Below are 10,702 nucleotides of genomic sequence, written 5' to 3'. Positions count from 1 at the left end.
ACACGCCGTTCGTCACCAGCATGATGTGCGCCATGGCGTGCGCGTTCATCGGCCAGCTCGATGAGACGACGAAGCACCGGAGCGCCTGGTGGTACGCCTTCTATGTCTTCCTGGGCCTGTCCGTGCTGGCCAAGGGCTTGCTGGGGGCGCTGCCGGCCGCCTTCCTGGTGCTCTACGCGGTGCTTGCCGTCATCCCCTGGAGCTGGGAGGCGGGGCGCGATCACCTGCACTGGCTGGTGAAGCGCAGCTTCCGCAAGGAGGTGCGCGAGGGAAAGAAGCCCATGCCGGTGCTCTGGGGGCAGATGTTCCGGATGCGGCTGGGCACTGGCTTCCTCGTGTTCTGCGCGGTGGCCGTGCCCTGGTACCTCACCCTGAGCCTCTTCAAAGAGGTGGATGACGAGGGCAAGGGCTTCTTCTACCGCTTCTTCATCCACGACCACCTGAACCGGCTCACGGCGGGCGTGCACACCACCACGCCGGGTGGCTCCTTCATCTACTTCATCGAGCAGGGCGGCTACGCCCTCTTCCCGTGGGTGGCGCTGCTGCCCGGGGCCTTCGCCGTGGTGGGGCGGCTGAAGCTGCGCTCGGCCTCCAGGGCGGACCACCTGGCGCTGCTCGCCGTGCTGTGGGTGGCCTTCAGCTTCTGGCTGCTGGCCTCCAGCGCCACGAAGTTCCACCACTACGTGTTCCCCATCCTCCCAGGGATGGCGATCCTCCTCGCGCTCTTCATCGACCGGCTGTGGCAGGACGGACCTGCCGAGCACGCCGTGAGCCTGCTCTTCGGACTCGTGCTGTTCATCCTGGTGGGCAAGGACCTGGCGGAGACGCCCAAGAACTTCACCGATCTCTTCGTCTACAACTACGACCGTCCGTATCCCTCGGAGCTCGTCACCAAGCCCATCGCGATGTTCTCCTCCCGCGCGCTGTGGATAGGCGACATGGTGACGGTCTCGCTGATGGCGCTGGGGCTGTACCTGGGGACGGAGGCCTTCTTCCCCAAGAAGGACAAGGACAAGAACGCCAAGAAAGCCCAGGGCAAGGACGCCGAGAAGGAGGCCCAGGTCACGCAGGCCAAGGAGGCCCAGGCTCCGGGGACCCAGGAAACCCAAGTCACGGAGGCCAAGGAGGTCCAGGCTCCGGCGGCCCAGGAGGCCTCGGAGGTCCAGGCCTCGGAGGTCCAGGCCTCGGAGGTCCAGGCACCGGCGGTCGCGGAGGCTCCAGCGGCCAAGGACGCCTCGGAGGTCCAGGCTCCAGCGGTCGCGGAGGCTCAGGCGCCGAGTGCCCCGGAGGCCAAAGACGCCCAGGGCGCTCAGGCTCCGGGGACCCAGGACGCCAAGGGCGCGAACACCCCGGGCAAGGAAGCCCAGGATGGCTCCACCTCGCGCACGGGGGCGGTCCTCACGGTGCTGAGCGCTGCGGCCATGCTGGGGGCGATGGCCACCGATGGGAAGGTGTCCGCCATGGGGCTGATCGGCGTGGCCGTGCTGGTGGCCGGAGCTTTCAACGCGTGGGAGGCGCTGCGCTCCAAGCCGGACGAGCGCACCTGGAACCTCCTCATGGCGGGCGGCTGGCTGTTGGTGGGCGCCGCACTCGCCTGGGCGGGCTTCGGCAGGCCGCGAGGCACGGACGCGCTGCTCCGGGCGATGATGGAGCCGGTGAACGTGAGGAAGGCCCTGGGCTTTGCCTTCGCGGTGGCCGGCGCGCTCAGCGTGGTGGCCGCGCTCAAGCAGGCCAAGGCGATGCTCTTCTCCGTCTTCTGCCTCTTCGCGATCTGCTTCACGACGTGGTTCAGCTGGAACCACTGGGTGAGCCTCTCGCACCACTGGACTCAGCGGGATCTGTTCTGGCGCTACTACCGCCAGCACAAGCCGGGCGAGCCCATCGCCGCGTTCGAGATGAACTGGCGCGGAGAGACGTTCTACTCGCGCAACCAGGTGGAGCAGTTCCGTACGGGGGACTCCAAGGTGCGCCTGCGCAACTACGTGGCCCAGCCCGGCCGCGAGTGGGTGCTCACGGAGCACGGCCGTCTGGGCTCGCTGAACAGCGCGGTGGGCGCCGACAAGAAGGTCACCATCATCGACCGCGACATCAACAACAAGTTCGTCCTGGTGGTCGTCGATTGAACGGCATCCAGGTCCAGGGGCTCGCCAAGCGCTTCGGCGGGCGCGCGGCGGTGGAGGGGCTGACGTTCGACGTGCGGCCGGGCGAGGTGTTCGGGCTGCTGGGCCCCAACGGCGCCGGGAAGACGACCACGGTGCGCATGCTCACCGGGCTGCTCCAGCCCTCCGAGGGCGAGGCCATCGTCTGGGGCCACTCGGTGCGCACCCACGGCGAGGAGCTGCGGCGCACGGTGGGTCTGCTCACCGAGCAGCCTGGGCTCTATGACCGGCTGACGGCGCGGGAGAACCTGCGCTTCTTCATGAAGCTGCACGAGCTGGACGAGGCGGCGGCGTGGCCCCGCGTACGGACCTACCTGGAGCGCTTCGGGCTGGCCGGGCGCGCGGACGAGCCCTGCGGCAGCTTCTCCAAGGGCATGCGCCAGAAGCTGGCCATCGTCCGCACGCTGGTGCACGACCCGAAGGTCATCTTCCTGGACGAGCCCACCTCTGGCCTGGATCCCGAGTCCGCGCGCACCGTGCGCGACGCGGTGGAGGAGCTGGCCACCGAGGGGCGCACCATCGTGCTGTGCTCGCACAACCTGGGGGAGGTGGAGCGGCTGTGCTCGCGGGTGGCCATCATCCAGGGCCGGCTGCTGGCCCTGGCGCCGCTGGGCGAGCTGCGGCGTGCGGGGCTGGCGCTGGACATCCGGGTGGAGGGGGATGCCGAGCGCTTCCTCCCGGCGCTGGCCGCGCTGCCCTTCGCCCCCAACGTGCTGAGAGAGGGCGGGCGGCTGAAGGTCATGCTCACCGACGACGCCCAGGCGCCGGACGTGCTGGCCTGCCTGGTGACTGCGGGGGCGCGGGTGCACAGCGCCGTCCCCGCGCACCGGCCACTCGAGGAGGTCTACCTGGAGCTCATTCGGCAGGGGAGGGGCTGAGCATGGCGTTTCGGCCAAAGCGGGCGCTGGCGGTCTTCTGGAAGGACTTCCTGGACCTGCGCAAGAACGTAGGGCTGCTGCTGTCCATGGGGGTGCTGCCCCTGGTGTTCATCCTCGTGCCCATCGGCGTGGTGTGGACGTACGTGCAGCGGCCGGAGGATCCGAACCTGCGCGTCATTGCCCACTACTACGACAAGAGCCTGCCGCTGGGAGCGAACGCGGCGCTCTTCCTCATCGAGCGGACGCTCACCGACTGGTTCGGCATGTTCCTGGTGATGCCCGTCTTCGTCCCCATCCTCATCTCCTCGCAAAGCGTGGCGGGAGAGAAGGAGCGGCGCACGCTGGAGCCGCTGCTGGCCTCGCCCGTCACCGCCGCCGAGCTGGTGGCCGGCAAGAGCCTGGCCTCGCTGGTGCCTGCCGTAGGCATCTCCTGGCTGGCCTTCATCCTGTTCTGCATCGGCATCGACGTGGTGGCGTGGCCGCTGGTGAAGGGGCCGCTGATGCCCAACGCCCTGTGGACGTTCGGCATCTTCATCCTGGCGCCGCTGTTCGCCTTCTTTGGCAACGGGGTGGCGGTGCTCATCTCCGCGCGGGTGTCCGAGGCCCGTACCGCCCAACAGCTCTCCGCGCTCGTGGTGCTGCCGCTGGTGGGCCTGGTGGGAGGCCAGGTGGCAGGCTGGCTCACCGCGGGGATGGGCTACTACGCCATTCAGGGCGCGGTGGTGCTCCTGCTGGATGGGGTGCTGCTGGTGGCCAGCATCCGCCTGCTCGATCGGGAGCGGCTCATCAGCCGGTGGGGTTGATCGGAAAAGCGCCTGGGCGCCTGTCCGGTTGGCTAGGCAAGTCCTAGTAAAACTGGCATCTTGCGGGGAAAGAGCCACCTACCGAAGGGCGAGCATGGAATCGCCCTGGCCGCTATCCGTATGGAAGACGAGGCGGCACGGGTTTTTGTAGGTGACGCAGTTTGCACGGAGGCGAAGCGAACACGATGGGTCTATTCGATTCGATCAAGGGCGAGGCGAAGCGCAACTTCATTGCCCGGGCGGACGAAGCCAAGGGTGAGATCATCTACAAGTATCCGGAGAAGAACATCCGGATGCTCACCCAGCTCACCGTGGATGCCGACGAGATCGCCCTGTTCGTCAAGGACGGCAAGGTGGAGGGCAAGCTGGGGCCGGGGCGGCACGCCCTGGACAGCAAGAACATCCCCTTCCTGGGCAAGCTGCTGGAGGGCTTCACCGGCGGCAACCTCTTCATCACCGAGGTCTTCTTCGTCTCCACACGCGAGCACCCGGGCGTGAAGTTCGGCGGCCCCATTGGTGATGTGAGGGATCCGGAGACGGGCCTGGGCATCGGCACCATGGTGTACGGCGACTTCTCCATCCGCGTGACGGATCCGGAGAAGCTGGTGGTGGGCCTGGTGGGCATGGGCCGCTCCAGCAACGAGGACTTCCTGGGCTGGTTCAAGAACCAGGTCCTGAAGGTGACGAAGGATCGCATCGCCGAGCTGCTGGTGAAGAAGAAGTGGCCGCTGCTGGACGTGACGAGCGGCGCGTACACCGAGGAGATCGAGACCGAGGTCATCGCCGGGGCGAAGCCGCACGTGGACAGCTACGGGCTGGCCGTGGTGCGGCTGGGCAACTTCCACATCAGCATCAAGGAGGAGGACGAGGCGACCCTCAAGAAGTTCTCCAAGGATGTGGCGTACTCGCGCGTGGCGGGCGGCTTCCAGCAGTACGCGCAGGGCCAGGCAATGCTGGGCGCGGCCGACGGCATGGCCAAGGGCGGTGGGGGCGGCTCGGACGGCGCGATGGCGGGCATGGGCATGGGCATGGGCATGGGCATGGCCCAGATGTTCATGAACAACAACAACCAGCAGCGCCAGGGCCCGCCTCAGGCGGCCGAGGCTCCGCCGGCGGACACGCGCAGCCCTGCGCAGCGCCTGAAGGAGATCAAGGAGCTGAAGGACGCGGGCGTCCTCTCGGACGAGGAGTACAACGCGAAGCGCGCGGAGCTGATGAAGCTCCTGTAGCAGGGTGGGGCTGAGCGCCCGCCTCGAGAGCACGGAGGCCTCCACCTGGGATGATCGGTGGGGGCCTCTGGCGTTTTAGAAGGCCATGGCACGAGCGGAACAAGAACGGCCCGAGGGGCTCCTCTACCTGCCCGGCTTCCTCACGGAGGCGCAAGAGCGCGAGCTGCTGGAGCACGTGCGGGCAGCGGCCTACGCGGAGATCCGGATGCGGGGCCAGGTGGCTCGGCGGCGCACGGCGCACTTCGGCTGGCTCTACGGGTACGAGAGCTGGCAGGTGGAGCCCGGGCCTCCCATGCCGGACTTCCTCCTGCCGCTGAGGGCCCGGTGCGCGGAGCTGATGGGGGAGCCGCCGGAGCGGTTGGCGGAGGCGCTCCTGAGCGAATACACGCCGGGGGCCACCATCGGCTGGCACCGGGACGCGCCCATGTTCGGGTCGCGGGTGGTGGGTGTCTCCCTGGGCAGTGCGTGCCGGTTGAGGTTTCAGCGCGGCAAGGGCGAGGAGCGCCGGACGTACGAAGTGGAGCTTGCGCCGGGCTCGGCCTACCTCCTCGGCGGAGAGTCCCGGAGCCTCTGGCAGCACAGCATCCCCGCGGTGAAGGAGACGCGGTACTCGATCACCTTCCGCACCCTGCGTGAGCGATGGGCCCGGGCAGGCGCGCCAGAGGCCCCGCCGGCCTGAGCCGCTTGCCTGCACCCTGGGGTGTGTCTCACCCGACAGCTCCCGCGCCGCGCTCCATGGCATCCCCCTCGCCCAAGGGGTTAGATTCGAGGATGTCCCATGGCTGCTGAGCCCTATCGTGTCGACCCGGATGACCCGCGTGCGCCGCCCCAGGAGGTATGGGAGCGCCTGACGGCCGAGGAGCGCGCTCGTATCGTCGAGAGCCTCCCTTCGGAGTTTCCCGTCTCCGAGTCTTCACCACCCGAGGGAGACCCGCACTTCGAGGCCAAGGTACGCACCCGCGAGGTGCTCGGCGGTTACTTCTCACGCATTGGCCGCAAGGTGTACCTGGCATGCGAACTGCCGGTGTACTACCCGGACGAGCCCATGTTCGCCCCGGATGTCATCGCCGTGGTGGACGTGGAGCCCCACTCGCGCATGCGCTGGATGGTAAGCGCCAAGGGCAAGGGAGTGGATCTGGCGCTGGAGATCCATGTCGCGGGTGAGCGGCGCAAGGATCTGGTGCGGAATGTGGAGCGCTTCGCCCGGTTGGGCATTCGCGAGTACTTCCTCTTCGATCGAGGGAAGCTGCGGCTGACAGGTTGGCGGCTGGAGGAGGGAAGGCGCAGCTATCAGCCCATCGTGCCGCAACATGGCTTCTATCCCTCGGAAGTCCTCGGGCTGGAGCTTCAGCTCGAGGGCGAACGGCTGCGGTTCTTCCATGGCAGGGCGCCGCTGCCCGAGTCAGATGAGATGATCGCCACCCTGGAGCGGATGGTCCGGGAGGCGGAGGCGCATCGCTCGGAGGAGGAACAGGCGCGGACGGAGCTCGAGCAGCGGCTCGCGGAGGAGTCCCGGCTGCTTGCCGAAGAGTCCCGGCTGCGCGCCGAGGAGTCCCGGCTGCGTGAGCAGGCTGAGCGCAGGCTGGCTGCGGTTCTGGCCGAGTTGGAGCGTCTGAAGCAAGGCAGGAACTGAGAGGGCTCAGTGTTGGAGGCCTACAGCTCCCAGGGCGCGAGCATGCAGATCCGTCTCGGCCGTTAACCTGACCGTCGGCCAGGGAGCGATCCTCGCGGCCATGCTGCCGGCGCCGAGGAAGCGCTCGCCTGGCTCCGGCTCCAAGGTGCTGAAGAAGCGGTCCCAGGCAAGCCGGAGGCCGCCGCTGAGGGCGACGAAGACGACCCCTGAGGCTACTGCGTCCAGATGGCGTAGTTGTTACCGGAGGTGGCCAGCGTCCAAGTGCCCGTCGGAGACCAGGCGCCGGGGCCGATCTTCACGGCTACCTTGCCCGAGTTTCCGGTGACGATGGCGGCGTACTTCGAGCTGTCCGCGGCCTGGATGCTCACCGCCGAGGTGCTGGTGATGCCCTTGGCCTTGCGGATGGAGATGAACGTCTTGATCGCGTTCTGGTTCGCCGTGCCCCAGTCGAAGTAGTGCACCCAGTACACGGACGGGAAGCCAGGGTGGGTGATGGTGTAGGCGTACCCCTGGAGGATCTTGTCGCCGGGGAACGGCCAGTGGTTCTGGCCACCGCTCGGGTGGCTCGGGCCGGTGTCGTGGTTGTCGATGAAGGTGACGGACTTCGCCGCCCACCAGCCGATGGCGCCCGCCGGCGCGCCCGCGGCGTCTCGCAGCCGCCAGAACTCGTTGTACTGCACCGCCTGCTGCAGCAGTCCCTTGGTGGTGAAGTCGAACGCCGCCGACTTGCCGCCCGTCGCGTCGATCCAGTTCATCAGCAGCTGGCGGTGGGGATTGGGGTTGTTCAAGTCCAGGTCCGTCCACAGCTCACCCACCGAGAAGTACGGCGAGGTGCTCGTGTTGTACGTGCCCACGTACGAGCCGCTGTACCCCTTCACGTAGTCGTACCGCCAACCCGCGAACCCCAGGGTCTTCAGGCTGTTCATCCAGGTGGTGAGGCCGGTCCGCACGTAGGCCTTGGTGTGGTCGATGTCGCGCGCGGCGCCGTACCCATCACCGGAGTCGGTGGCGCCCGTGGCGCCCGTCCACTCGTCCCCGCGGCACACCGAGTCCGAGCCCCAGGTGGGGTTGGTGAAGTCCGCCCAGTTGTTGGTGCCCACGCGGTGGTTCACGACGATGTCCGCGATGGGCTTCACGCCCACCCGGTTCAGCTCCGCCAGGGCGCTGGCCAGCTCTGCTCGGGAGCCGTACTTGCTGTCCAGCACCTCGAGCCGGCGGGGCAGGTAGCCCTCGTTGGAGGCCGCGTCGCTGGGCGGCGGCAGCCACACCATGGTGAACCCCGCGTTCTTGATGTTCGTCGCGTTGTTCTTGATGACGTTCCACCACGGGTAGGTCTGGTACGAGTGCCAGTGGAACCCCTGCAGCATCACGTCGCTGCTGTTGCCGTCGAGCGGGCCCGCATGGGCCAGTGGTGCGACGAGGACGAGCGCCAGCAGGCTCGACAGGGTCCGCAAGCTCTTCTTCCACTGCTTCAGCATGGTGGCTCCTTGAGGAAGGCAGAACGCCTCGAGCGCGCCTTATCCGCGAAACCGGCAAGCAATGTCCATGTCTGAAAACCGCGGCCACGGCCCTACTTCACCTTGGCGCCCCCGGCGTAGCGCTGGACGAGGTCGAGGAGCTGCTCGAGCCCGAAGGGCTTGGGCAGGAACTCCGTGGCCGGCAGATCCTTCCACAGCCTCGGAGGGCTGGCGCTCATGAGCACGACGGGGACCTCCCGCAGGTTCGCATCGTTCTTCATCGCCGCCAGCACGGCGGGGCCGTTCATCACCGGCAGCATGTAGTCCAGGAACACCAGCACCGGCCGCTCCGCGCTCATCCTGTCGAGCGCCTGCCGGCCGTTGAGGGCAATGGCCGTCCGGTAGCCCTCGTCCTGGAGGAAGCCCTCGAGGGCTTCGACGATGCCGAACTCGTCATCGACGATGAGGATGGGCCCCATACCTACCTGCCTCGGCCTTTGAGCCGTCTCTTGCGGGGCGAGCGGAGGAGGGGGGACTCCAGGGACAGGCCTGACATCAACAGCTGCGCGTCGGCCACCGGATCGCCGACCTCCATGCCCCGGTTGCTGATGTGGAGCTCGCGCAGCGAGTGGTCGTGGCCGCTGGTGCGCAGCTTCAGGACGGAGATGAAGCGCCGCAGCTCCGTGCGAACCTCGGAGTTGCGCAGGAAGAGGATGTTCTCGCAGAGCATCGAGACTCCGCGGACGGGCAGCTTCAGCTCGAGCCCGAACAGGGTCTGCGACTCGAGTGTGAACAGCAGCGTCACGCCCGCGGCGCGGCACTCGTTGACGAGCGCGGCCATGAAGCGGGAGACCCGCGGCGGGTGCACCACCGCCTTGCTCAAGGCGTCGAAGCCATCGACGAAGAGCCTTTGGACCCCCTTCTCCCGGATCAAAGAGAGGAGCTCGCTGCCGAGCGCATCGAGCCGGTTCTCCATGGGGGGACGGAAGCTCAGCGAGAGCGTCCCCTTCTTGAGGAGGGGCTCCAGCTCGAGCCCCACACTGGCGCTCTGATCGCGCACGCGCTGAGGCGAGTCGTAGAAGGCAAAGTAGTGCCCGTGCTCGCCTCTCCTGGCGCCCTCGGCGATGAAGTGCAGCCCCAGCAGGCTCTTCCCACTGCCAGACGGCCCGAAGAGCATCGTGGTGGAGCCCTGGAAGACGCCGCCGTGGAGCATGTCATCCAGGCCCTTGATGCCAAAGGTCTTCCGGCCCTCCGAGGGCATCTCCGTGGAGCTCTGGTTTCCCGTCACCGCCTCGAGGCGGGGGTGGACGACGATGCCGCTGTCGGTGATCTCGAAGCTGTGCTGGCCGCGGAGGTGTCCGCTCCCCCGGAACTTCCGGATGGTCAGCTCGCGCACCGCCCGCACGCCGAAGGTGCGCTCGCGCAGGACGAGGAGGCCATCCACCATGGTGTGCTCGGCCTTGAGGCCCTGGCCCCCCCCCGTGGTGAGCAGCAGCGTGGTGCAGCTGACCATCCCCGTGATGGCCTGGAGCGCGTGGATGAACTTCTTGAAGGCGCGCTCCGTCGGCGCGATCTCCTCGGCCGCGACCAGCCCATCCAGGATCAGCAGGGAGGCCTCATGGGCCTTCAGCTCCTTGCGGAGGAGGTTGATCAGGGCCTCCAGCCCGCCTTCCTCGAGCACCGAGTAGGCGCTCAGGTAGGCGAGGGACTCCGGGATGCGCGCGAGCTCGAAGAAGCCCAGGGAGCGCAGGTTGGCAATCATCCGCGTGTGCGACTCGGCGAGCAGGGTGACGTAGAGGGCCTTGCCGCCCTCGCGGACATGGTGGAAGCACACCTGGTTGGCCAGGATCGTCTTCCCAGCTCCCGGCATGCCCATCACCATGTAGACACCCCCTTTGACGAACCCGCCCTGAAGCAGGGTGTCGAGTCCGGGGATGCCTGTTGGAACGCGCTCGGTCTGGGAGGGAGTTTTCTCGATCATCGGGTGCTGGGGAGAGCTATCAGGATGTGGCCGAATCGCACGGAGGACAAAGCGGAAAGAGGACGAGCGGTGGGGCAAGTGCCCAGCGCGCAACGCTCTGGGCGGGAAGGCGCCCGGAGCTATGGACTTTCGTTCAAGCGGTGGGTTGGAGCGGATGTGGGCGGAGGAGGTGCTGGAGCTGGCTCCGGGGCGGGAGCTGGCGGGGGGGCGGGCGCCTCCTCGCTCGTCTTCGCGTCCAGGGTGATGGGGACCTGGAGCGTGGTGCCCAGGCGGAGCAGGAGCACGTCCGGCGCGATGCCGCGCTCGCCAATGGCCTGGGCCAGCTCCCGGGTGGAGAGGCCGTTGCCGGTGCCCCAGAGCTCCTTGAGGAAGGTGCCGGCGCCGGCGCTGCGCCACCACGCCGGGCCGAAGCGGGCCTTGAGCTGCCCCTGGAGCTGCCCGGCCAGGAACCACGCCCGGAAGTTGTCCGCCGACTGGAAGAAGTCCTCCTGGTCCACCTGGTAGCGCGCCTCATCCTCGGGCCTCATCGGCACGGCGTCCGTGCGCTCCATGATGGCCTTGT

Annotated in this window: 9 protein-coding genes and 1 pseudogene; 6 read left to right on the top strand and 4 right to left on the bottom strand. The window is 67.9% G+C overall.

What is annotated here, in order from left to right; translation table 11 throughout:
• From VD972_RS34375 to VD972_RS34350, 6 genes are all read left to right on the top strand, one after another.
• A partial coding sequence (locus VD972_RS34375; protein WP_324993034.1) for a hypothetical protein occupies positions 1-2,123 on the top strand: 2,123 nt, incomplete at its 5' end.
• Positions 2,120-3,037: an ABC transporter ATP-binding protein gene (locus tag VD972_RS34370; protein ID WP_324993033.1), complete on the top strand. Its 918-nt coding sequence runs from the start codon at positions 2,120-2,122 to the stop codon at positions 3,035-3,037. The genes VD972_RS34375 and VD972_RS34370, both read left to right, overlap by 4 nt.
• Before the next feature lie 2 nt (positions 3,038-3,039).
• Complete coding sequence (locus tag VD972_RS34365) at positions 3,040-3,840, top strand: ABC transporter permease subunit (protein ID WP_324993032.1); 801 nt, start codon at positions 3,040-3,042, stop codon at positions 3,838-3,840.
• Positions 3,841-4,025: 185 nt separating this feature from the next.
• Positions 4,026-5,069, top strand: a complete 1,044-nt coding sequence (locus VD972_RS34360) for an SPFH domain-containing protein (protein WP_324993031.1) — start codon at positions 4,026-4,028, stop codon at positions 5,067-5,069.
• An 85-nt stretch (positions 5,070-5,154) separates the two neighbouring features.
• A complete protein-coding gene (locus VD972_RS34355; RefSeq protein WP_324993030.1) occupies positions 5,155-5,748 on the top strand; it encodes an alpha-ketoglutarate-dependent dioxygenase AlkB in 594 nt (197 codons plus the stop codon).
• Positions 5,749-5,847: 99 nt separating this feature from the next.
• A complete protein-coding gene (locus VD972_RS34350) occupies positions 5,848-6,702 on the top strand; it encodes a Uma2 family endonuclease (protein WP_324993029.1) in 855 nt (284 codons plus the stop codon).
• 212 nt (positions 6,703-6,914) lie between these two features.
• Here VD972_RS34350 and VD972_RS34345 read toward each other — a convergent pair whose 3' ends face one another.
• The 4 genes and pseudogenes from VD972_RS34345 to VD972_RS34330 all read right to left on the bottom strand — a co-directional run.
• The gene (locus tag VD972_RS34345) at positions 6,915-8,180 is read right to left on the bottom strand and encodes an alpha-amylase C-terminal beta-sheet domain-containing protein (RefSeq protein ID WP_324993028.1); all 1,266 of its coding nucleotides are present in this window, start codon (positions 8,178-8,180) and stop codon (positions 6,915-6,917) included.
• A 92-nt stretch (positions 8,181-8,272) separates the two neighbouring features.
• Positions 8,273-8,638: a response regulator gene (locus tag VD972_RS34340; RefSeq protein ID WP_324993027.1), complete on the bottom strand. Its 366-nt coding sequence runs from the start codon at positions 8,636-8,638 to the stop codon at positions 8,273-8,275.
• 2 nt (positions 8,639-8,640) lie between these two features.
• A complete protein-coding gene (locus tag VD972_RS34335; RefSeq protein WP_324993025.1) occupies positions 8,641-10,140 on the bottom strand; it encodes an ATPase domain-containing protein in 1,500 nt (499 codons plus the stop codon).
• A 119-nt stretch (positions 10,141-10,259) separates the two neighbouring features.
• Positions 10,260-10,702 (bottom strand): annotated as a pseudogene (locus VD972_RS34330) (chromosome segregation protein SMC); the annotation flags it as partial.

The organism is Hyalangium sp. (assembly GCF_035629615.1).
In the GTDB taxonomy this organism is placed as follows: Bacteria; Myxococcota; Myxococcia; order Myxococcales; family Myxococcaceae; genus Hyalangium.
The sequence above is the reverse complement of the archived record's forward strand: the minus strand, read 5'-3'. Positions and strand labels throughout refer to the sequence as shown.